This is a genomic window from Acinetobacter halotolerans (assembly GCF_004208515.1).
GTDB classification, from domain to species: domain Bacteria; phylum Pseudomonadota; class Gammaproteobacteria; order Pseudomonadales; family Moraxellaceae; genus Acinetobacter; species Acinetobacter halotolerans.
In genome coordinates this window covers 98,765-120,133 of sequence record NZ_SGIM01000009.1, presented here as the reverse complement: position 1 = coordinate 120,133, position 21,369 = coordinate 98,765, and the positions used below count along the sequence as shown (strand labels likewise).

The following is a 21,369-nucleotide window of genomic DNA, read 5'->3' as shown; positions in this document are numbered from 1 at the left end:
TCTTACGAGCTTCCGAAGGTTGATCCGTGAACCAAACTTAACTAAAGCTTAACTTAGTAAGTTTGAGTCGCTTTGAAGCTCTCAATACCTGCTTTGATTGCAGCTTCGATGTCTTTGTTATAATCACCAGTTTCATCGATCTGTTGCATTAACGCAGCATGTTCAGAGCGGAAGTAAGAGATTAACGCAGCATCAAAGTCTACGATTTTCTTCACTTCTACGTCAGACATATAGCCTTCGTTAGATGCATAAACAGAAACAGCTTGGTCAGCAATTGAGTAAGGAGCATATTGTTTCTGCTTCATTAACTCAGTTACACGTTGACCATGCTCAAGTTGCTTACGAGTTGCTTCATCAAGATCAGAAGCAAACTGAGCAAACGCAGCCAATTCACGGTATTGCGCTAAAGCAGTACGGATACCGCCAGACAATTTTTTGATGATCTTCGTTTGAGCAGAACCACCAACACGCGATACAGAGATACCTGCGTTCACAGCAGGACGAATACCTGCGTTGAATAATGATGTTTCTAAGAAGATCTGACCGTCAGTAATCGAAATTACGTTGGTTGGTACGAATGCAGATACGTCACCCGCTTGAGTTTCAATAATCGGTAAAGCAGTTAAAGAACCAGTTTGACCTGTTACTGCACCGTTTGTGAATTTCTCAACATACGCAGCTGAAACGCGCGAAGCACGCTCAAGAAGACGTGAGTGAAGATAGAATACGTCACCTGGATATGCTTCACGACCTGGTGGACGACGTAAAAGTAATGAAATTTGACGATAAGCAACTGCTTGCTTAGACAAATCATCATAAATAATTAACGCATCTTCACCACGATCACGGAAGTATTCACCCATTGTACAGCCAGAATACGGAGCTAAATACTGCATTGCTGCAGGATCAGCGGCCGCAGCTGCGACAACAGTTGTATACGCCATAGCGCCAGTTTCTTCTAGCTTACGTACTACGTTTGCAATTGTTGATTGTTTTTGACCAATCGCAACGTAAACACATTTAATGCCAGAGTTTTTCTGAGCGATGATCGCATCGATCGCCATTGCTGTTTTACCAGTTTGACGGTCACCAATAATCAACTCACGCTGACCACGACCCACAGGAATCATGGTATCCACTGATTTATAACCAGTTTGAACAGGTTCGTCGACAGATTGACGCCAAATTACACCTGGTGCTACTTTTTCAACAGCATCAGTCATTTTTGCATCAATTGGGCCTTTGCCATCAATTGGGTTACCCAAAGCATCTACTACACGGCCAAGAAGTTCAGGACCAACCGGAACTTCTAATACACGACCTGTGCAACGAGCTTTTTGACCTTCTTGAAGGCTTAGGTAGTTACCTAAAACAACGGCACCCACTGAATCCTGTTCTAGGTTCAGTGCCATACCAAATAAGCCGCCGTCGAATTCGATCATTTCACCGTACATTGCATCTGCAAGACCGTGAATACGCACGATACCGTCAGATACCATGACGATGGTACCTTCATTCTTAGCGGTCGCGCTGGTGTCCAGATCGCCGATACGCTGTTTAATGAGCGCACTGATCTCGGATGGATTCAGTTGTTGCATTGCGCTATTCCTCAATCTTTTTTAAGTTCAGTCTTTTTGCTGTTAGGCAAGAAGACGAGTCCGCATTTTTTCAAGCTTGTTAAGCGCAGAGTCATCTATCACTTGGTCGCCTGCACGAATCACAACACCTGCGATGAGCGATGGATCAACGTTCACAGTAACATGTACTGTTCTGTTAAAACGTTTTTCTAACGCATGAGCTAAAATATGCTCTTGTTTCGCATCCATTGGAAAAGCAGATTCGATCTGTACTTCCAATGTGTTGTTGTTCTGCGATTTAAGTAGTTCGTATTCTGCTGCAATTTCAGGTAACAGTATTAAACGATCATTATCTGCAAGAAGTGTCAAAAAGTTTGACACTGCTTGAGTCTGATCTTCACCTAAAATCTTAGCAAAAAGACCTACCTGCTCCGCAGGAGTCAGCTCAGGACGATTTAAATAAGCGGAAAATGCCTCATCTTGCACCGCAGCACTGAGCAACTGTAACGCATTTGACCAAGAGTCAGTTGCATTCTGCTCAGATGCATAAGCAAATGCTGCCTTAGCGTATGGGCGTGCCAACGTCAAGAATTCAGCCATATTTCCCTCGCTTAAAGTTTAGCAGCCAGCTGAGTCAGCATGGCATTATGAGCTTCTGCGTCAACTTGCTGGTTCAGAATTTTCTCTGCACCATCAACTGCCAAGGCAGCAACTTGTTGACGTAATTCTTCGCGAGCAGCATTGATATCTTGATCAACAGTTTCTTTCGCCTGTTGACGAATACGTTCACCTTCAGCCGCAGCTTGGGTACGCGCTTCTTCGATCAATTGCGCTGCACGACGGTTCGCTTGTTCAATCAATTGAGCCGCTTGTGCTTTTGCTGCGTCGATCTCTTGCTTCACTTGTGATTGTGCATCAGCAAGGTCAGCTTTCGCTTTTTCAGCAGCATTTAAGCCATCAGCAATTTTACGCTGACGCTCACTAATTGCATTGATTAATGGTGGCCAAACAAACTTCATACAGAATGCGACAAATACCGCAAATGCAATCGCTTGGCCAATCAATGTGAGGTTGATATTCATTTCGCTATTCCTCAATATGTGGATTTAGGAATTAAGCTATTAACCTACAAATGGATTAGCGAAGATGAAGAACAAGCCAATACCAACACCGATCATAGGCACAGCATCAAGAAGACCCGCGATTAAGAACATACGAGTTTGAAGTTGTGGAGCCAATTCTGGTTGACGAGCTACAGCTTCTAAGAAGCGGCCACCTAAAAGACCGAAACCAATCGCAGTACCTAAAGCACCGAAAGCGATCAAGATAGCAGATGCAATTGCAACTAGACCTAAAGTGAGTTCCATGAAAAATTCCTCAGAGGTTAGGTTATTACCAAATTAAACTAAAATTTAAGCCCAACCATCAACTGATGATCAGGCAATACCATTAATGCTTTTCGCTTGCCATGCTCAAGTAAACGATGGTCAGCATCATAAAGATAAATGCTTGCAGCGTGATTACAAGAATGTGGAAAATAGCCCAAGGCACAGATAATGCCCACTGGATCCAGAACGGTAGCAATGCGATCAAGATGAAGATCAACTCACCCGCATATAAGTTACCGAACAGTCGTAGAGCCAACGAAACTGGTCGAGCAAGGAAAGTTACTAACTCCAATACAAGGTTCACTGGAATCAATAACGCTTTTGCAAATTTATTACTTGGGTTGAATGGGTTAAGTGCTAACTCGCCAACAAAACCACCGATACCCTTTTCACGAATACTGTAGAACAAGATCAGTGCAAATACAGACAAGGACATACCTAAGGTAATGTTCGGGTCAGTAGTTGGTACAATCTTGAAGTAAACATGATGAGGATCCATACCAAATACACTTGCACCAATCTGTTGAGCTAGGAAAGGAATCCAGTCAACAGGCACTAAGTCCATCAAGTTCATGAGGAAAATCCACACAAAAATGGTCAGTGCTAATGGTGCAATTAAACGTGATTTGCCATGAAAGGTGTCGCGGACACTTGAGTCTACAAACTCGATAATCATTTCAATTGCAGACTGGAATCTTGTTGGAACACCTGCATTTGCAGCTTTCGCAACGATCCAGAACATAAAGCAAAAAATGATGCCAAGTCCGATAGACCAACCCATTGAATCCAAGTGAATTGCAGTGAACCCCATCGATTGAGCTTCTTCAGCAGACTCAGCCAACTTCCATGATCCATCCGGCATTTTGCCATAGGTCATATTGGTCAAGTGATGCTTGATATACTCGGTCGAAGTCAGGGCATGTTCTTCAGCAGCCATAAATCACACCTGGTCAATGTCAATCATTAAAAAGAAGGAAAATGAATATTGCGAACTGCGAATATCTCACTTTACCCTCCAAAAATCTCAAAAAAGTGTCTTAATCTCGTTTTTGCAGACGTGTCACCCAAAATGGTGCAACCCACGACATCGCTTGAACAAGGATAAATCCACCAAACAATGCAACCGGTGATAATGGTTCAACATTGTTCAAAATTAAAATAAAACCCACGATCACAATTGCAAACTTGCCGAGTATTCCTCGATACATGTTGAGCATGACTTGTTTTGATGCTCTTGCGCCCGCCGCTCTAAACGACTGCCAAGCAAAATAACAGTGTGCTAGCCAACAAACCGAAGCCCCAAGCGCTGCACTCATCGCAGCAGTTATATCTTTCATCATCCATGCCAGCAAAGCTGCAATTGGAATCATACATGCTTGTAAGAAGACCAAAGCTTTTGCCAATCGTCGGTCAATCAATCGATTAGTCCGGCTCATTTTTTATCCACTCACAACATAACTGCTTGACAAGTTTTATTGATGATCGTTTCGAATCGCTGGCATTATAGAGTTACACCCCTGAACATGCAATCTTTTCTCGACCTAAGTCTGGTTTTTTCGTTACCATATTTTCTGACGATAGAGTCAACGCTTTTTTAATTTTCTGATCAATTTTGGGCACTTAATACACATTTATCGGTTTTTGCAGCCAATTTCTTCCAAGCAGCGATAAAATTGTCCTCACCATTCATACTTTCATCAACAGATTCAAAAATGATGGGATTCAGTCTTCTGTACTGACTACTGCTGGCTGAAATTTCAGCCAATAAACACATTTGTGTCTTTGGTCGACTGTCTTTTAAGTACTTAATTTGTGCAGCTGTCGGTGCAATATGTGGGTCATTCGTTAACGCACCTGCAAACTTTAAATTCAACGCTCTTTCTAAGTATTGATAAGCATCATGGTATGACCAATAAGGTTTGGCTTTATTACTCCCCTCATACTGTTGAGCTGCTTGTCGCATCTGTTGTGCGAAATCTCTAGCATTGGCTAAGTATTTGGCTTTATTTTCAGGGTGCTGCTGTGAACGTAATGTTGCGATAAAAAAAGCAATGCGTACCGCATTATTTGGTTCTAACCAAACATGGCTGTCAATGGTATTTTCCAAAGACGCACCACGCAAATTACGTTGCGGCAATATCGTTAAGAGACCCATATCTAAGAGTGCGACGGCTTTGCGATTTTGATGTAGCAGTCTCTCTAATGGCGCTTCGTGTGCTTTGCCAAGCCACACTACCAAAGAAGCCTCTTGAATTGTTTTACGATGTGCTGGTGTGAGTTGCACATCATGCCCCGTTTGATCACTCAGTAAAAGTACTGGGGTTTCTATCCCATTAGTGACTTCTTTTGCAATCAAATAAATTGGATGTGTTGACACGACCAAACTTTGTGTCCAGCCCCATGTGCTTAACATTGAAAACGAGACAAACAGGAAAAGGCGCAACATCACAACACTACTCAACTTTGCAAAGCATGTTATAATATAACAAAAGTTAAAAAATACCTATGTCTATTTTATCTTCTTAACATCATTCCTTGCTTGGATGACTTATATAGTTAGTTCCAAATGAATTGCATGTTATGATATACGGTCCGTTGACATTTCACAGATACTTAGCGCGCTCATCTACAGCATAAGGTATTTGGTTAGTTAAAGTTATCCGTGATAGATCAACCGATTCAAGGCAAACAATGAGGTCCATTTATGAGTTCTTGCTCACATGAACATGACAACGCTTTACACGGTGTTCATGGTCATCATGATATTAAAGCTCGACTCGCAGAAGCAGAACTTTTATGTGCTGCAACTGGCGCTCGACTGACTCCTCTACGTAAAGAAGTCCTTGAACTGATATTAAATGCATCTGCACCCATGGGTGCTTATGATTTGTTGGCCAAAATTAAAGGTCAAGCAGATCGTCCTGCTGCACCACCGACAGTATATAGAACCTTGGATTTTCTATTAGAAAAGGGTCTAATCCATCGTTTAACGTCTATTAACGCCTATATTCCTTGCTGCCATCCTCGTGAAGGACATCAAGCTGCGTTTTTAATCTGCACGGAATGCCGCTCTGTCAAAGAGGCTTCCGCACAAGGGCTGCTTCAGCAACTTGATCAACTTGCAACCTCCGATCAGTTTTCTGCTCAACACAGCATCATTGAAATTTCTGGAAAATGTCATCAGTGCAGCACATCGCAGTAAGCTCTCCCCTCATCCAGCTTGAAAATATCTCTGTTCAACGTGATGAGCGTGTTATTTTGAGAAATGTGGATTTTGCATTACAAGCAAAAGAAATTGTCACGCTGATTGGCCCAAATGGCGCTGGTAAGTCAACCCTTATTAAAGTGCTACTGGGCATCATGTCTCCAAATAAAGGCAAAGTTCACTTTGCTAAAAAACTTAAGATGGCCTATGTTCCACAGAAGTTCAATCCATCGGCCAGTCTACCGTTACGTGTCCAAGACTTACTTGATTTAGAAGTCTGTGCAGCACATTTGCGCCAAGAAATCATAGCGGATACTGGCATCCAGCAATTGCAACATTCCAAAGTACAACAGCTCTCAGGCGGTGAACGCCAACGCGTGTTACTGGCGCGTGCTTTATTGCGTCAACCTGATATTTTAGTGTTGGATGAACCGATGCAAGGCTTAGATATTCAATCTGAAGCCGAACTGTATGAATATGTCCGCAGCTTGCCCGAGCGATATGGTTGTGCCGTACTCATGGTTTCACATGACTTACAATGGGTCATGCAAGGGACACATCGTGTGGTGTGCCTCAATAAACACATCTGTTGTAGTGGCTTGCCTGAAAGCATTCAACAGCATCCTGAGTACCAAGCTATTTTTGGGACACAACGGATGTTCTATCAGCACCATCACGATGATTGTGGGCATAGCGATCACGTAGAACCATGCACACATGATCCACGCCCTCACATCCACCCTGAACCAAAGGTCTAAGCAATGATGGAATGGTTACAACTGCTATTACCTGCTTGGATTATGGGCACGCTGCTTGTATTTCTGACTGCACCATTGGGTTGCCTCATGTTGTGGCGCAGAATGTCTTTCTTCGCTGATACCATGGCTCATGGCACCTTATTAGGAGTCGCAATTGCAGGCATCCTGAATTTACCTTTTTGGTTGGGGGTGGCTTGTTTAGCTGCGTTGTTGGTTGCAATTTTATGGATTTTGCACGACTCACGCCTGCCCAATGATGCGCTGCTTGCTTTGTGCTCAGCCACACTACTGTGTTCAGGTTTATTACTCATCCAACAAATTCCAAGCTTACGGCCAGAACTATTAAGCTATCTGTTTGGTGATTTACTCAGTGTCGGATGGACTGAATTACCAATATTTGCTGCGGTGATTGCAGCTGCAATGGTGGTGCTGTATCGCTCATGGTCCGCACAAATTCAAATTGCGGTAGACCCAGATGTGGCGATGAGTGAAGGCGTAAATGCAAACTGGCAGCGTCTGATTTTCATGTTATTACTGGCATTGTTTACCGTACTGGCATTACGTGCAGTCGGTTCATTACTGATGGGTGCCTTATTAGTCATCCCTGCGCTAAGCGCCCGCTTACTGGCACATTCCCCTAAACAAATGGTGATTTGGGCATTTATATTGGCTCAATTCGGCATCACTGTAGGCTTATGGTCAAGTGCCGCACTGAACATTGCCACGGGTTTAAGTATTGTCTTATGTATGGCACTTTGCTTTGCGCTGATTTTCACGGCACAAAAAGTACTTCCACACATCAAGACAAACTAGCGATGCGTTGTTAATTAGATTGTTGGATAACCCCAAGCAACAACGCTGCGCAACTAAACATGACTGCAAAACTCCGATTTAAGTATTTCTGTTGTTTTGCCGAACGTAATAATCTCAATACCTTCGCGGCTAATCCTGTATAGCCTGCCATTACGATTAAGTCGATTGTCACCATCGTGATCGCCATAATCAGATATTGTAACCATTGTGGTCGACTTAAATCTAAAAACTGCGGCAGCACTGCTAATAGAAATACAATGGCTTTAGGATTGCTCATATTGACGACAAATCCCTTAAACACCAAAGCTGAAGCAGACTTATGGTTGTCTTCTTGTTTAATTTCAACCATCTGCACAGGTGCGACCCATTGTGAATAAGCCAAGTAAAGCAAATACAAGACACCAAACCATTTCACCACCTGAAAAGCCCATGGTGTCGTCGCAAAAAGTACCCCAACGCCAGCGGCAACAATCATAATCTGGATCAATAAAGCAATTTGCAGTCCGATAACATTCCAATACCCATGCCTAAACCCATGATTTAGACCACTCGACATTGACACAATTGCCCCCGCACCAGGAGAAATGCTAATCACCCAGCAAGCCAGCATAAACGTGAACCAGACTTGAAAAGACATAGGAATACTAAAGAAATAAAAGGTGGAATTATATCGTTTTATTTTGCCATGATTGCATCATTTAAAACCACAAAAAATGAATAAATAAACTTTTATGCCCCCTCAACATCAGGCACAATGATTTCTTTTTTTGCCGCCTTAAAAATGACTAAGGAGATCTTAATGGCTGCTCAATCTGTCATTCTTCCACTACCTTCTGATCATGCGCGTTTTATTGTTCTCCGTTTAAAAGATCTAACGATCGCTGAATTAAAACAACAAATTTCAGCGCTGCTTTTAACTCGTGATCGCTTGATTACTCAACACCCAGATGCTCAGATCAAAACTGCAATAGCCTTCGGCCCTGAACTGTGGCCTAAATTACATGCACAAATGCCAGAAGGGTTTAAGCAACTCGACCCACAACAAGGGGCTTTCAATATGCCGGTCGTGCCTGCCGATGTGTTTATTCACATTGCCAGTGCACGTGCAGATTTATGTTTTGCGATGAGCCAATCTTTTTTTGCAGGCATTCAAGATAAGGTTGAGGTACTCGATGAGCGCGCTTGCTTCCGCCAATTTGATGGTCGTGATTTAACTGGTTTTATTGATGGAACTGAAAATCCACAATTCCCCGATGATCGTGCCGAAGCAACGTTGCTACCCGAATCCGCTGGTATCTTCCAAGAGGGTAGTTTTATTTTCGCACAACGTTATGTACACGATTTAGCGAAATGGCAACAACTGAAAGTCGATACACAAGAGCATGTCATGGGACGCACCAAGCTTGAATCCATTGAGCTAGATGATGAGACTAAGCCTGAAAATGCTCATGTTGCTCGTACAGTGGTTGAGGACGATGAAGGCGAGGAAATGGAAATCTTGCGTCACAGCTTGCCTTATGGCGATGGAAAAGGTGAACAAGGCTTGTTCTTCGTTGCTTACACTAATAATTTAACGATTATTGATGCGATGTTAAAACGCATGTTTGGGACAGCAGGTGATGGTATTCATGACCGTTTACTGCACTTCACAACGGCTGTGGATGGTGCTTATTATTTTGCGCCAAGTGATGCATTGCTAGAACAAATTTTGGAAGATTAGAACCGCAAGGTGCTACACCATTGGCTGGTGTAGCACCTTTATAAATGCCACCAAACAAAGTACTTAAAAAAGATTGATCGGAATATGTGAATTCCCTGCGTAGACTCTCCCCTTAAGCCATCAAAATTTGCTATATTTAACGTTTTTCCGCGACATTTATTTCGGTAACTATGAATACGGCAATACAAGCAGCTCTTGATCATGCGGTACAATCCCTTCAACAACAAGGTGTACTCCCTTCAGATTGGACAAACACGAGCCATTTAACCCGTACCAAAGACCGAAGTCACGGAGACTTTGCTTCTAATATTGCCATGATCGGCTCTAAAGCGGCAGGCATGAAGCCACGTGATCTTGCTGAAAAGATTTTAGCAGCACTGCCTGAAGTCGCTGACATTAATAAAGCAGAAATTGCTGGTCCTGGTTTTATTAACTTCTTTTTAAATGCAGACCAACGCTTTGCTGTGCTCGATCAGATTCATGCACAAAAAGATCAATATGGTCGCAGCCAAGCCAATGCAGCCAAAAAAATTCAGGTCGAGTTTGTGTCTGCAAACCCAACCTCTAGCCTACATGTTGGGCATGGTCGTGGTGCAGCGTATGGCATGACGGTTGCAAACTTATTAGAAGCCACAGGCGCTCAAGTTGACCGCGAATATTACGTTAATGATGCTGGCCGTCAAATGGATATTTTGGCGACTTCAACTTATTTACGTTATTTAGAACTTACTGGCCAAACACTGGTATTCCCTAAAAACGCTTATCAAGGCGACTACGTCAAAGAAATCGCACAAAGTATTATTGACCAAGATGGTGATGCGCACGTTCGTCCAGTCGCTGACATCTATAAAGATGTACCAGAAGACGTTCAATACGCAGAAGAATTAGATGCCGAAGGTAACAAAGTCGTGCTTTCGGGTGACAAAGAGAAACACATCGATGGCTTAATCGCAAACTCACAACAACAGTTAGGTGAAGGTTATCGCGTTTTCCATCAGGCAGCATTACATGCCATTTTAGATGACATCAAAGATGATCTTGCTGACTTCGGCGTAACCTTTGATGAATGGTTTAGCGAAGCATCATTGGCGGACAAGATTGATGAAGCACTTGCAACCTTAGATCAACGTGGCTTCCTCTATGAACAAGATGGCAACATCTGGTTTAAATCAACTGAATTTGGTGATGAAAAAGACCGTGTTGTAAAGCGTCGCAATGGCCAAACCACTTACTTTGCATCAGACATTGCCTACCACCTCAATAAATTACAACGTGGTTATACTGACCTGATTGATATTTGGGGTTCAGACCACCACGGTTATATCTCTCGTGTGAAAGCGGCGATTGATGCGATGGGTTATGACTCGAAGAAGTTAACCGTTCTTTTGGTTCAGTTCGTCAGCTTATGGCGTGGTGGCGAGATGGTACAAATGTCATCTCGTTCAGGCCAGTTCGTAACTTTGCGTGATTTACGTAAAGAAGTTGGCAATGACGCTGCGCGTTTCTACTACGTGATGCGTAAATCTGAGCAACACATTGACTTTGACTTAGACCTTGCGGTTTCGCAAAGTAAAGACAATGCGGTGTATTACATTCAATATGCATATGCACGTGTGAACAGTATTGTGAATCGTGCTAAAGAAAAAGGCATTGCATTTGATGTGACATCTGCACGACAGGTTGCTGATCTATTGACTTTAGATACTGAAACTGAAATTCTCGCGAAATTAGCAGCTTATCCTGAAATTGTGGTGCGAGCTGCGAATGTCTGTGAACCACATCAAATTGGCAACTATCTTAAAGATTTAGCTGCGCTATTCCATGGTTGGTATGCACAAGATGGTGTGAAGTTTGTAGATGAAACAAATATTCCATTATCACAAGCCCGCTTATTGTTATCAATAAACGTACAGCAAGTGATTCGAAATGGTTTAACATTACTAGGTGTGTCCGCTCCTGAGACCATGTAAGCAAAGCAACGCTCTTACGAAACAGTGGATAAAATACAGTAAACAAAGCATTATTTTAAACATAATGCTTTGTTTCCCAGAAGATTCAAGCTAGAAATAACATAATAGAATCAAGAGGAATTTCAGGTGTTTGGAAAAACGCAACGTGGTGTATCTGAACGACCAAATAAGCCAAAAAAACCGCTTATTCCGAAATGGCTAGGCATGTTTGTCGCCATTCTAGCGATTCTATGTGCTATCGTCATGCTGATGCTATGGCAGCCATGGCAACCTGTTCCCACAAAAACTCAGGTGCCTTCTGAGCACTATCAAGAAGAAAACACCAATAAAGATTATCGTTTCTATGACTTGTTGCCACAACAACAAGTGACTCCGATTCCACAACAAGCTGTGCCCGAAACCAAACAACAAGGCAATATTGTGATTATTGAATCACCTAGAGTCGAAACAACAGAAGATTCAGCAAGTCTCACCCCAAGTGAGCAAACGCCGCCTGCACCGACCACGTATATTTTACAAGTGCGTAGCTATCCAGATCCTGATAGTGCAGATGCGCGTCGTGCAGAAATTATTTTGAATGGATTGTCTGCTGATGTCGTGAAAACTGTTGAAAATGGACAAACTTGGTATCGTGTTTTTTCTGGACCTTATGATAGTCAAGAAGCCGCTTTAGCTGCACAACAAACTTTACAACATAGTGGCATTGATTCCATCGTCATTAAACGCTAAACCGCTCAAACACGAAAAAGGAACGATCACCGTTCCTTTTTTTGTTTTCTAATGGCTTATACACATTCAGAATCTAAACTCTTTTGCTCTGCACGTTGAAATGCCGAACGCTGCTGAACACGTTGGACAAAGGCTTGGATATGCGGATATTTACCATGTAAACGGTTTTGAATTGCAATAAGCGGGAATGCCATCTGAATATCAGCAAAAGAAAAATCTCCTGCAAAATAATCATGCTCTGCCAAATAACTCTCTAGATAAAGAATATGCTCTTTGACACGCGGACGTACAAAACTTGCCTTAACCCCATCCGTAATCTTTTGAGCAATCGGGCGAATCACCCACGGCACATGTTTACTGACACTGTTCATCACCAAAGTCATGACCAACAACGGCATTAAAGAGCCTTCTGCATAATGCATCCAATAGGAATATTGCATCTGAGCACTGGCCTGCTGTGGTTTGAATTGTTGTTGCTCATCATACTTTTGTTGCAGATAATCCAAAATCACAGCTGATTCAACAATCACCTGCCCATCATCCACTAAAATTGGCGCTTTGCCCAATGGGTGAATCTGTTTTAGGCTTTCTGGCGCTGTATAACTGGATGACCTTTGATAATACTCAACTTGGCAATCCACACCCAGCTCTTCTAGTGCCCATAATATCCGAAATGAACGCGAGCATTGGAGGTAATGTAAGGTAATCATTTTTGTGCCTGCTTTTTAGCTGTGTGATTGCTGTTTTTGATCCCTCTAACAATCACACTTAGAATTATGTTTTGCCCAAGCACAATAGCACTTTAGTCTTAAAGAATCACGGTCTCTATGTCTAAACTGCGTAACAAAGTTTTAGTCACTGGGGTTTTACTACACACGTTTAGAAGTTTTTCTTTTAAGTCTTGTGAAATAGGTTGCGTAAAGATTACACGGCGCTCTATTTTTTCCTGTTGTTCACGATTACTATGAAAATCGACCTCAACTTGAAAATCACCCAACTCTATTTCCTTATGTTTGGCATACATCCGCAAGGTAATCATGGTACATGATGCCAAACTCGCAGTGAGAAAATCATAAGGTGCGGGGCCAGTATCATGTCCGCCAGCAGCTTCAGGTTTATCGGTAATAAATTGATGCGTACCACTCGTCACCTCACCTTTCCACGGTGCGGTCAAAGTCTGTACTTTTGCACTTGCAATCACACTCATTTCGACGCCCTCATTTGATCAGGTAATACTGGTGCTTCTAAGCGCTTGCCTTGATAGTCAGTAATTTCGCCAAAGCGCGCATCGTGATTAATCCAATCTTGGCGTGCTTGTTTTAAATCATCCATGGTACGTGCTACAAAATTCCACCACAGTAAAATAGGTGACTCAAATGGTTCACCGCCAATCAATAACACACGATGACCTTTTGTCAGCTCTACTGATATTTCGGTTAAACCTTTTTCCAAGACCACCATATTGTCTATGTTTAGCTCATGACCATTGACGCAAGCCGTTCCCTCAAGTGCCATAAAGGCATATTCAAATTCAGGATTAAGAGGAATACGTGTTTTCGTATCGGCTTGGGCGGTGAGATCTACACCCACCAAAGGGGTATGCACTTGTACAGGTGATAACGTTTCTAAGAAGTCACCCACCAGAACGGTAAATTCAACCTGATCTTTGGTGACCACAGGTAATTCTGGATAATGTTCAAAGCTCGGTTCCATCTCGCGCTTATCATCTGGTAATGCAATCCAGAGCTGCGCCGCATGCATTTTAGTTTCAGTATCAGGGGCAACTTCAGTATGCGAAATCCCGCGCCCCGCCGTCATTAAATTGACCTGCTTTGGACGAATCAACTGTTTTGAACCAAGGCTATCAGTATGCATCATGGTACCCTCAATCATCCATGTAAAGGTCTGCAAACCAATATGTGGATGTGGTCCTACATCTAAACCATCACCTGCCGGAAACGTTACAGGCCCTGCATGATCAAGGAAACACCACGCTCCCACTAGGCGTTTCTGTCGACTTGGCAAAGCTCGTTTAATCACGGTGCCCTTACCAATTTCAGCCGAACGAATTGTAAAATCTTGAATAAATTGATTGATATAAGTTTCGCAGTCTTTTGAATCAGAAATATCGTAATCGTTGTTATTGCTCATGATATCGCTCTCTTTTTTACCTATGCTATTGCAATGAGTTGTTTTATTGATCTTAACAATACAAACATCAATCAATATAGTCTTTTAGTAAAACGCAGAGTGTCATGAATGAGATAATCTATTTTTATAGCGAATAAGAACATACAAAAATTGTTTTAAGCGATTTCCGTCTGCCCCACTTGATGATAAGCGCGATTGAAATAAACTAAACTTTGATCGTGCTGACTTTGTTGAATTGAAACAATAGGACAAATAAAAATAGTATGTGTTCCAACCTGTTGAATTTGATCAATCTCGCAATCAAAACTCACCAAAGCATCATTTAAAACTGGTGCACCAGTTTCCAATTCTGTCCAAACTCCATGTTTAAAACGCTCTTCTGGACTCAATTTAGACGAAAATACTTTAGAAACATGCTCATGATGCGCACCTAAAACATTCACAGTTAGAATTTTGTTTTCTACAAAATGCACATGTGAACTAGAGGCTTGATTCATACAGACCAACAATGTCGGCGGCGTATCTGTAACACTACACACGGCAGATGCAGTAAATCCATAACGACCAGATAAGCCTGCCGTAGTAACGACACTAATTGCACTGGTTAACAAAGACATTGCATTTCTAAAGTCTGTTGCTTCAATCATCACATTGTTCCTAAATTGCACCTTAGTTTTGAGATTTAGTGATACCAAGCTATTCCGTCACGCAAGCACTTCATCTTTATGGAGTGGGATGAAGCAGTTTGATCATGAAAAAATCCAATCAAACTGTTTCATCCCTTTACACATCACGATTTTGGTGAGTATTAAGCAGAAAGTTCTCTACGGATGATTTCCGCACCAGCACTTAAAGCATTGAGTTTGCCTCTCGCGACTTCACGCGCTAAAGGTGCCATACCGCAGTTGGTCGATGGGTAAAGCTTGTCAGCATCAACAAACTGAAGCGCTTTACGTAAGGTATCGGCAACTTGTTCAGGGGTTTCAACTTGATTCGTTGCTACATCGATCGCACCCACCATCACTTTCTTGCCTCGAATCAATTCAATCAGATCCATAGGCACACGTGAGTTTTGGCATTCTAATGAAACGATATCGATCTTCGATTTTTGCAGCTTAGGGAATGCTTCTTCATATTGACGCCATTCTGAACCTAAAGTCTTTTTCCAATCGGTATTGGCTTTGATGCCATAGCCATAGCAAATATGCACGGCAGTTTCACATTTAAGACCTTCGAGTGCTCTTTCTAAGGTGGCAACACCCCAATCATTCACTTCATCAAAGAACACATTAAATGCTGGTTCATCAAACTGAATGATATCTACACCTGCGGCTTCTAACTCTCTTGCTTCTTGATTAAGAATTTTGGCAAATTCCCAAGCCAGTTTTTCACGACTTTTATAATGCCCATCATAGAGCGTATCAATCATAGTCATCGGACCAGGCAACGCCCATTTGATCGGTTGCTTAGTCTGTTGACGTAAAAATTTGGCATCTTCAACAAAAACAGGTTTTTGACGACTCACTGCACCTACAACTGACGGTACACTCGCATCATAACGATCACGGATTCGAACGGTTTCACGTTTTTCAAAATCTACACCGTCAAGGTGTTCAATAAAAGTGGTGACAAAATGCTGACGGGTTTGTTCACCATCACTAACGATGTCAATGCCTGCATGCTGCTGTTCTTGCAATGACAAACGTAACGCATCTTGTTTGCCGTGAATCAGTTCTTCATCTTGCAACTTCCAAGGTGACCAAAGCTTTTCTGGTTCTGCAAGCCAAGATGGTTTTGGTAAGCTGCCAGCTGTTGAAGTCGGTAATAATATTTTCATCGTCAATCATCTTCTCAATATGAATAGTTAAACAGCAGCACAGTTTTGATCAGCGTAGTTCTTCGCCCACTGCTCAAGAATATTCTGATAGGGTTTGATGAACTGCTCTTCAACGAATTTGCCTTGTTCAATCGCCAATCGGCTACGCTCTTCTCGATCATACACAATGCGAGTAAGTGAATAATCTTGGTTCTTCAAACTCGGTTGATAAGATGTTCCTGCCGCAGCGTTAGCATTGTAAATCTCAGGACGATAAATCTTTTGGAAGCTTTCCATCGTACTGATCGTACTGATCAACTCAAGGATGGTGTAATCACTTAATAAATCACCTGAGAAATAGAAAGCCAAAGGTGCAACACTATTTGGCGGCATAAAGTAGCGAACCTTTAAGCCCATTTTTTGGAAATACTCATCAGTTAAAGAGTATTCATCTTGCAGGTATTCAACACCCAAAACTGGATGTTGATTATCACTACGGCGATAAACTTTACTGCTTGAAACACTGAGACAAATCACAGGCTGTTTTTTGAAGTTTGCTTTGTAAGTATCAGAATTAATAAAGCTCTTAAATAAGTTGCCATGTAGATCACCAAAGTTTTCTGGTGTTTTAAATTCTGACTGATTTTTATTATGATCAAGCAATAACACACTAAAATCATAGTCACGTACGTAAGAAGAAAAATTATTCCCGACAATGCCTTCAATGCGCTGATTGGTTTTTTTATCAACAATATTGGTTTTCAATATTTCAATCAAAGGCAATGCATTTGTATTGCTTTCAGCATCAATTTTCATTTCAACGGAAATAATTTCAAGTTCGACAGAATAGCGATCGCTATTTGGATTATCCCAATGTGCCAAAGTATTGAAACGATTGTCGATCATTTTTAAGGTATTGCGTAAATTCTCTTGACGACTTTCGCCTCTAGCCAAATTCGCAAAGTTGGTGGTAATGCGAGTATTGTCTGAAGGGCGATAGTCTTCATCGAAACGAATACTCTTTATCGTAAATTTAAATTCTTTACTCATTGATCTGACACCCTAATTTCCGTGATAAATCTAATTTCTTTATGATGTGATTTATACCCGATTCACAACATGAATAAAAATGATTTAGTTTCATAGAAAAGTGAGTGAAATTCATCTTCTTAGATTTATTATTTATTAACAATAGGTTATGTAAATATAGAGCCGCTTAGATTTATGGTCGAGGGTGTAATTAAACGGGTTTCATGTTTAAAGTGATGGGGTTGATCTTTTTTAGGTGTAACTTTTTTACTGTAATGTCAGATTATTAAGAATAAGAAAAGTGGGAAATTATTCATTTAAGACGTACTATTCAATCCTTGATCGTCTAGAGTATCCAATGAGGTAAACTATATGAAGATATGTCCCCGATGCGAGCAAGGTGTTATTCTTGAAAAAGTTCTAAAATTTAATAAACAGCATATTTTTATTTGTGATGAGTGCGATGCTATATGGTTTGATATGAAAAATATATCTCCTACAACATTTATTGATTTTAGTACTTATATGGAAGGTTTTTCACGAACAGATCAATGGTCAGAATTCGAAGAAGAATAAAGCAAGAAAGTAAAAATTATAGCTAATACTAAAGCTTATATATTCAGACTTACTAAAACTAACATATTACACCTTACATAAAATGATTAAAAAACTCATTAAATTTTAAAAAATAAAAAACTAAAAAAGCCGACTTTTCCAAGTCGGCTTTTCTTGATGAGCTTTAGCGATTTCTACGGCAGCAAACGTCTTGCACTTCAGTTTAAAGCTTCACTTTAAAACTCGTTCATGGCGTAAAATCGGCAAAATGCGTTGCATTTTGAAATCCTACTGCCGCGAGCATAGCTCTTGGCGTAATTCAGGCAAGAAGCTTCGCTTCTTGAAATCCCTGAATTACTCCCATTCAATCGTGGCTGGTGGTTTAGATGACACATCGTAGACAACGCGTGAAACATCTTTGATTTCGTTCATGATACGTGTTGAGATTTTATCTACTAACTCGTATGGCAAGTGAGCAAAACGAGCCGTCATAAAGTCAACCGTTTCAACCGCACGAAGTGCAATTACCCATGCATAACGACGACCATCACCAACTACACCGACTGATTTTACAGGTTGGAATACCGCGAATGCTTGAGCTGTTTTGTCATACCAACCGCTTGCACGAAGCTCTTGCATGAAAATGTCATCTGCAAGACGAAGAATATCTGCATATTCTTTTTTGACTTCACCCAAGATACGCACGCCCAAACCTGGACCTGGGAATGGATGACGATAAATCATGCTGTGTGGCAAGCCAATTGTGGTTCCCAATTTACGTACTTCATCTTTGAACAAGTCACGTAATGGCTCAACCAATTCAAACTCTAAATCATCAGGTAAACCACCCACATTGTGGTGTGATTTGATGACGTGTGCTTTACCTTGTTTGCTTGCTGCAGATTCAATGACGTCTGGGTAAATCGTACCTTGCGCCAAGAATTTCACGCCATCCAATTTACGCGCTTCTTCAGCGAAGACGGCAATAAACTCACGACCAATGATTTTACGTTTTTTCTCAGGATCGACTTCACCAGCCAAAGCAGATAAGAACCGTTGTTCTGCATCCGCACGAATGACTCGAATCCCCATGTTCTCTGCGAACATTTGCATCACTTGATCACCTTCGTTTAAACGAAGCAGACCATTGTCTACAAATACGCAAGTTAACTGATCGCCAATCGCTTTGTGTAACAATGCAGCCACAACAGATGAATCGACACCACCAGATAAACCTAACAGAACTTTTTCATTACCAATTTGTTGACGTAATTGCTCGATACGCAAATCAATGATGTGTTCAGGTGTCCACAAACCACGGCAACCACAAATCTTATGCACAAAGTTTGAAAGTAACTCAGCACCTTTTGCTGTATGCGTGACTTCAGGATGGAACTGCACACCATAGAAACGACGTGTTTCATCACTCACTGCGGCAAATGGACAGCTTGGCGTGCTCGCTGTAACTTGGAAACCTTCAGGAATCGCACCGACTTTATCGCCATGGCTCATCCAAACATGCAGTTGGTTTTCACGATCTTGCAAATGACCAATTAACTGATCACGCACCACAATATCAACTTCAGCATAACCAAATTCATGAACTGTACCGGCTTCTACTTTTCCGCCTAGTTGTTCAGACATGGTTTGCAAACCATAGCAAATACCCAAAACTGGCACACCCAGCTCAAATACAACTTGAGGTGCACGTGGACTACCTTCTTGATGTACGCTTTCAGGGCCACCTGATAAAATAATCCCGTTTGGATTGAATGCACGAATGTCTTCTTCAGACATATCGAAGGCATACATTTCAGAGTAGACACCTGCTTCACGCACACGTCGTGCAATCAGCTGGCTATATTGAGAGCCGAAATCCAAGATAAGGATACGATCTTCAGTAATTTGAGTATTGGTCGTCATAGCTAAACATAAAAAGCAAATGAAATAAGCGCCCTATTCTAACATTTTTCATGCTTTGGCGCACCGCAATTCATCACCTATCTTATTTTTTAGCGCTACTCATCAACTGTCCCTGATATTTAATTAAAATTTTGCTGCACAATATCTAAAAAGAGAGCTAAATCAACATTTCTTGCCAATTCTGCTCAACACAAAGCAAAAATTGGTGCTAATATGGTGAAGCGAAAATTTGCATTACCATGGAAAGGTATTCAAACGACGCCATCGTTTCCTTATTTTTTTGCGATTTCGATGTCCTTGAAAAAGGAAAACTAACAAAAGGGGACTCAAAGCCTAATACATACATGTATAGGTGAATCATCAACATCTTTCCTCAAATATTTAACTATTTATCTATGGCTTGCCCTATCACGAGCAACAATTAGGACTTGAAGGACCAATAAAATAATGTTTCAAGAAATGATTGCGGATTTTCAACAGAATTTCTGGTTATATATTTCCATCCCGTTTATTAGTGGCTTTATTGGTTATATAACCAAAGTCATCGCAATTCAAATGATGTTTGGGCCACTTGAATTTAAAGGACTTAAATTATTTGGTTTGCCGCTTGGATGGCAAGGTATCGTTCCACGCAAAGCTGAAAAAATGGCAACCACTGCCGTTGAGCTGATGACCTCAAAGCTAATTAAACCTGAAGAAATTTTTGCCAGACTCGACCCAAAGCGTATCGCCCAAGAAATTGAAAAACCATTAATGGCGGCCGCAGAGGATATTACCCGTGAAGTTGCTCAACAATATCAACCCGGCTTGTGGGAAGGTATGCCAGAGTTTGCTCGTCAAAAATTAATTAAGCGAGTCCAAGCTAAAGCGCCTGAAATTGTTGAACATATCATGGGCGAAGTACAAAAAGATGTCACTAAGTACTTCGATATTAAGCACATGGTGGTCAACAATCTACTCAAAGACAAACGCCTCCTCAACAATATCTTTAAGAAAGTCGGCAAACAAGAATTCAAATTCTTTAGTAATGTCGGCTTTATTTTTGGTTTCGGGATCGGTGTGATTCAGATGGTGTGCTGGGTGGTGACCCAAGGTCAATATCCATGGATGCTCCCATTATTTGGTGGTTTTGTCGGCTTCTTCAGTGACTGGATCGCTTTACAAATGATGTTTAGACCGCTACACCCTAAAAAGGTTATGGGCTATACATGGCAAGGTCTTTTCATTAAGCGCCAAGATGAAGTTGCAGCCGATTATGCTGCTTTAATTTCTAAACAGTTGCTCACGTCTCGCAACATGATGGAAGAGCTTTTTTCTGGTACTCACTCAGATAAAGTCATTGATCTGGTCAGTCGACATGTCAAACAAGAAATTGACTTACAAGCTGGCGTGGTTCGTCCGCTCGTGGTTTATGCGATTGGCGGTGAAAAGTATCAAAATATCAAAACAGAAGTAACTGAACGTATTTTGCAACAGCTACCAGAAACGATGCGTTATGTAGAATCTTATGCCGAAGATGCTATGGATGTCCGCAATACGCTGGTCAAACGCATGCAACGACTCAGTCCTGAAGAGTTTGAAGGTATGCTACGCCCTGCATTTAAAGAAGATGAATGGTCATTGATCATCGTGGGTGCGGTACTTGGTTTTATGGTCGGTGAGATGCAAATTCTCTTTATGCTCTAAATTTCCCCCCAATAAAAAAAGGAAGCACTTGCTTCCTTTTTTATTTTTA

Annotated in this window: 22 protein-coding genes; 7 read left to right on the top strand and 15 right to left on the bottom strand. The window is 41.5% G+C overall.

All coding sequences use genetic code 11. The features are described 5' to 3' along the window. Window positions 1-53: 53 nt before the first annotated feature. The 7 genes from atpA to EXE30_RS11605 form a co-directional block, all read right to left on the bottom strand. Window positions 54-1,598 carry a F0F1 ATP synthase subunit alpha gene (gene atpA / locus EXE30_RS11635; protein WP_130162523.1) on the bottom strand — a complete coding sequence of 515 codons (1,545 nt, stop codon included), beginning with the start codon at window positions 1,596-1,598 and terminating at the stop codon, window positions 54-56. Between the two features lie 42 nt (window positions 1,599-1,640). After that, on the bottom strand, window positions 1,641-2,177 hold the full coding sequence (locus EXE30_RS11630; RefSeq protein ID WP_130162522.1) for a F0F1 ATP synthase subunit delta: 537 nt from the start codon (window positions 2,175-2,177) through the stop codon (window positions 1,641-1,643). A gap of 11 nt (window positions 2,178-2,188) precedes the next feature. Continuing rightward, window positions 2,189-2,659 carry a F0F1 ATP synthase subunit B gene (locus tag EXE30_RS11625; protein ID WP_004668107.1) on the bottom strand — a complete coding sequence of 157 codons (471 nt, stop codon included), beginning with the start codon at window positions 2,657-2,659 and terminating at the stop codon, window positions 2,189-2,191. A 39-nt stretch (window positions 2,660-2,698) separates the two neighbouring features. Beyond that, entirely contained in the window at window positions 2,699-2,944 is a 246-nt protein-coding gene (gene atpE, locus EXE30_RS11620) for a F0F1 ATP synthase subunit C (protein ID WP_000424060.1), read from the bottom strand. 82 nt (window positions 2,945-3,026) lie between these two features. Beyond that, window positions 3,027-3,902 carry a F0F1 ATP synthase subunit A gene (gene atpB, locus EXE30_RS11615; RefSeq protein WP_130162521.1) on the bottom strand — a complete coding sequence of 292 codons (876 nt, stop codon included), beginning with the start codon at window positions 3,900-3,902 and terminating at the stop codon, window positions 3,027-3,029. A gap of 100 nt (window positions 3,903-4,002) precedes the next feature. Further along, the gene (locus EXE30_RS11610) at window positions 4,003-4,401 is read right to left on the bottom strand and encodes an ATP synthase subunit I (RefSeq protein WP_130162520.1); all 399 of its coding nucleotides are present in this window, start codon (window positions 4,399-4,401) and stop codon (window positions 4,003-4,005) included. Between the two features lie 170 nt (window positions 4,402-4,571). Further along, entirely contained in the window at window positions 4,572-5,411 is an 840-nt protein-coding gene (locus EXE30_RS11605) for a metal ABC transporter solute-binding protein, Zn/Mn family (protein WP_130162547.1), read from the bottom strand. A gap of 258 nt (window positions 5,412-5,669) precedes the next feature. On the opposite strand from EXE30_RS11605, the gene EXE30_RS11600 reads away from it, so the two are divergent. The 3 genes from EXE30_RS11600 to znuB are packed head-to-tail and all read left to right on the top strand — an operon-like array spanning window position 5,670 to window position 7,741. Then, complete coding sequence (locus EXE30_RS11600) at window positions 5,670-6,167, top strand: transcriptional repressor (protein WP_121930359.1); 498 nt, start codon at window positions 5,670-5,672, stop codon at window positions 6,165-6,167. Beyond that, window positions 6,140-6,928: a zinc ABC transporter ATP-binding protein ZnuC gene (gene znuC, locus EXE30_RS11595; RefSeq protein WP_130162519.1), complete on the top strand. Its 789-nt coding sequence runs from the start codon at window positions 6,140-6,142 to the stop codon at window positions 6,926-6,928. Before EXE30_RS11600 ends, znuC begins: the two co-directional genes overlap by 28 nt. A gap of 3 nt (window positions 6,929-6,931) precedes the next feature. Beyond that, window positions 6,932-7,741 (top strand): zinc ABC transporter permease subunit ZnuB, encoded by an 810-nt coding sequence (gene znuB, locus EXE30_RS11590; protein WP_130162518.1) that lies wholly within the window; start codon window positions 6,932-6,934, stop codon window positions 7,739-7,741. A gap of 10 nt (window positions 7,742-7,751) precedes the next feature. On the opposite strand, the gene EXE30_RS11585 is transcribed toward znuB, so the two are convergent. Then, the gene (locus tag EXE30_RS11585; protein WP_130162517.1) at window positions 7,752-8,378 is read right to left on the bottom strand and encodes a LysE family transporter; all 627 of its coding nucleotides are present in this window, start codon (window positions 8,376-8,378) and stop codon (window positions 7,752-7,754) included. Between the two features lie 162 nt (window positions 8,379-8,540). On the opposite strand from EXE30_RS11585, the gene EXE30_RS11580 reads away from it, so the two are divergent. The 3 genes from EXE30_RS11580 to EXE30_RS11570 all read left to right on the top strand — a co-directional run bounded on the left by EXE30_RS11580 (window position 8,541) and on the right by EXE30_RS11570 (window position 12,160). Next, window positions 8,541-9,461: a Dyp-type peroxidase gene (locus tag EXE30_RS11580; protein ID WP_130162516.1), complete on the top strand. Its 921-nt coding sequence runs from the start codon at window positions 8,541-8,543 to the stop codon at window positions 9,459-9,461. Window positions 9,462-9,631: 170 nt separating this feature from the next. Then, complete coding sequence (gene argS, locus EXE30_RS11575; RefSeq protein ID WP_130162515.1) at window positions 9,632-11,431, top strand: arginine--tRNA ligase; 1,800 nt, start codon at window positions 9,632-9,634, stop codon at window positions 11,429-11,431. Between the two features lie 126 nt (window positions 11,432-11,557). After that, window positions 11,558-12,160: an SPOR domain-containing protein gene (locus tag EXE30_RS11570; RefSeq protein ID WP_130162514.1), complete on the top strand. Its 603-nt coding sequence runs from the start codon at window positions 11,558-11,560 to the stop codon at window positions 12,158-12,160. A gap of 56 nt (window positions 12,161-12,216) precedes the next feature. Here EXE30_RS11570 and EXE30_RS11565 read toward each other — a convergent pair whose 3' ends face one another. From EXE30_RS11565 to guaA, 7 genes are all read right to left on the bottom strand, one after another. Next, complete coding sequence (locus tag EXE30_RS11565) at window positions 12,217-12,870, bottom strand: glutathione S-transferase family protein (RefSeq protein ID WP_130162513.1); 654 nt, start codon at window positions 12,868-12,870, stop codon at window positions 12,217-12,219. A gap of 98 nt (window positions 12,871-12,968) precedes the next feature. Continuing rightward, window positions 12,969-13,367 carry an OsmC family protein gene (locus EXE30_RS11560; RefSeq protein WP_130162512.1) on the bottom strand — a complete coding sequence of 133 codons (399 nt, stop codon included), beginning with the start codon at window positions 13,365-13,367 and terminating at the stop codon, window positions 12,969-12,971. Beyond that, a complete protein-coding gene (locus EXE30_RS11555; protein WP_130162511.1) occupies window positions 13,364-14,311 on the bottom strand; it encodes a pirin family protein in 948 nt (315 codons plus the stop codon). Before EXE30_RS11555 ends, EXE30_RS11560 begins: the two co-directional genes overlap by 4 nt. 155 nt (window positions 14,312-14,466) lie before the next feature. Continuing rightward, window positions 14,467-14,958: a flavin reductase gene (locus EXE30_RS11550; RefSeq protein ID WP_130162510.1), complete on the bottom strand. Its 492-nt coding sequence runs from the start codon at window positions 14,956-14,958 to the stop codon at window positions 14,467-14,469. Between the two features lie 161 nt (window positions 14,959-15,119). Next, a complete protein-coding gene (locus tag EXE30_RS11545; protein WP_004668092.1) occupies window positions 15,120-16,148 on the bottom strand; it encodes a methionine synthase in 1,029 nt (342 codons plus the stop codon). 27 nt (window positions 16,149-16,175) lie between these two features. Further along, window positions 16,176-17,177 (bottom strand): DUF1852 domain-containing protein, encoded by a 1,002-nt coding sequence (locus tag EXE30_RS11540; protein ID WP_130162509.1) that lies wholly within the window; start codon window positions 17,175-17,177, stop codon window positions 16,176-16,178. 888 nt (window positions 17,178-18,065) lie between these two features. Then, window positions 18,066-19,634, bottom strand: a complete 1,569-nt coding sequence (guaA, locus tag EXE30_RS11530; RefSeq protein WP_121930372.1) for a glutamine-hydrolyzing GMP synthase — start codon at window positions 19,632-19,634, stop codon at window positions 18,066-18,068. 459 nt (window positions 19,635-20,093) lie between these two features. On the opposite strand from guaA, the gene EXE30_RS11525 reads away from it, so the two are divergent. Then, on the top strand, window positions 20,094-21,320 hold the full coding sequence (locus EXE30_RS11525; RefSeq protein WP_171457366.1) for a DUF445 family protein: 1,227 nt from the start codon (window positions 20,094-20,096) through the stop codon (window positions 21,318-21,320). Window positions 21,321-21,369: the final 49 nt, after the last annotated feature.

What these genes read in the sequence shown, in the direction of transcription:
- atpA (WP_130162523.1), bottom strand. Translation starts at nt 1,598, where the DNA reads ATGCAACAACTGAATCCATCCGAGATCAGTGCGCTCATTAAACAGCGT.
- EXE30_RS11630 (WP_130162522.1), bottom strand. Translation starts at nt 2,177, where the DNA reads ATGGCTGAATTCTTGACGTTGGCACGCCCATACGCTAAGGCAGCATTT.
- EXE30_RS11625 (WP_004668107.1), bottom strand. Translation starts at nt 2,659, where the DNA reads ATGAATATCAACCTCACATTGATTGGCCAAGCGATTGCATTTGCGGTA.
- atpE (WP_000424060.1), bottom strand. Translation starts at nt 2,944, where the DNA reads ATGGAACTCACTTTAGGTCTAGTTGCAATTGCATCTGCTATCTTGATC.
- atpB (WP_130162521.1), bottom strand. Translation starts at nt 3,902, where the DNA reads ATGGCTGCTGAAGAACATGCCCTGACTTCGACCGAGTATATCAAGCAT.
- EXE30_RS11610 (WP_130162520.1), bottom strand. Translation starts at nt 4,401, where the DNA reads ATGAGCCGGACTAATCGATTGATTGACCGACGATTGGCAAAAGCTTTG.
- EXE30_RS11605 (WP_130162547.1), bottom strand. Translation starts at nt 5,411, where the DNA reads ATGTTGCGCCTTTTCCTGTTTGTCTCGTTTTCAATGTTAAGCACATGG.
- EXE30_RS11600 (WP_121930359.1), top strand. Translation starts at nt 5,670, where the DNA reads ATGAGTTCTTGCTCACATGAACATGACAACGCTTTACACGGTGTTCAT.
- znuC (WP_130162519.1), top strand. Translation starts at nt 6,140, where the DNA reads ATGTCATCAGTGCAGCACATCGCAGTAAGCTCTCCCCTCATCCAGCTT.
- znuB (WP_130162518.1), top strand. Translation starts at nt 6,932, where the DNA reads ATGATGGAATGGTTACAACTGCTATTACCTGCTTGGATTATGGGCACG.
- EXE30_RS11585 (WP_130162517.1), bottom strand. Translation starts at nt 8,378, where the DNA reads ATGTCTTTTCAAGTCTGGTTCACGTTTATGCTGGCTTGCTGGGTGATT.
- EXE30_RS11580 (WP_130162516.1), top strand. Translation starts at nt 8,541, where the DNA reads ATGGCTGCTCAATCTGTCATTCTTCCACTACCTTCTGATCATGCGCGT.
- argS (WP_130162515.1), top strand. Translation starts at nt 9,632, where the DNA reads ATGAATACGGCAATACAAGCAGCTCTTGATCATGCGGTACAATCCCTT.
- EXE30_RS11565 (WP_130162513.1), bottom strand. Translation starts at nt 12,870, where the DNA reads ATGATTACCTTACATTACCTCCAATGCTCGCGTTCATTTCGGATATTA.
- EXE30_RS11560 (WP_130162512.1), bottom strand. Translation starts at nt 13,367, where the DNA reads ATGAGTGTGATTGCAAGTGCAAAAGTACAGACTTTGACCGCACCGTGG.
- EXE30_RS11555 (WP_130162511.1), bottom strand. Translation starts at nt 14,311, where the DNA reads ATGAGCAATAACAACGATTACGATATTTCTGATTCAAAAGACTGCGAA.
- EXE30_RS11550 (WP_130162510.1), bottom strand. Translation starts at nt 14,958, where the DNA reads ATGATTGAAGCAACAGACTTTAGAAATGCAATGTCTTTGTTAACCAGT.
- EXE30_RS11545 (WP_004668092.1), bottom strand. Translation starts at nt 16,148, where the DNA reads ATGAAAATATTATTACCGACTTCAACAGCTGGCAGCTTACCAAAACCA.
- EXE30_RS11540 (WP_130162509.1), bottom strand. Translation starts at nt 17,177, where the DNA reads ATGAGTAAAGAATTTAAATTTACGATAAAGAGTATTCGTTTCGATGAA.
- guaA (WP_121930372.1), bottom strand. Translation starts at nt 19,634, where the DNA reads ATGACGACCAATACTCAAATTACTGAAGATCGTATCCTTATCTTGGAT.
- EXE30_RS11525 (WP_171457366.1), top strand. Translation starts at nt 20,094, where the DNA reads ATGATTGCGGATTTTCAACAGAATTTCTGGTTATATATTTCCATCCCG.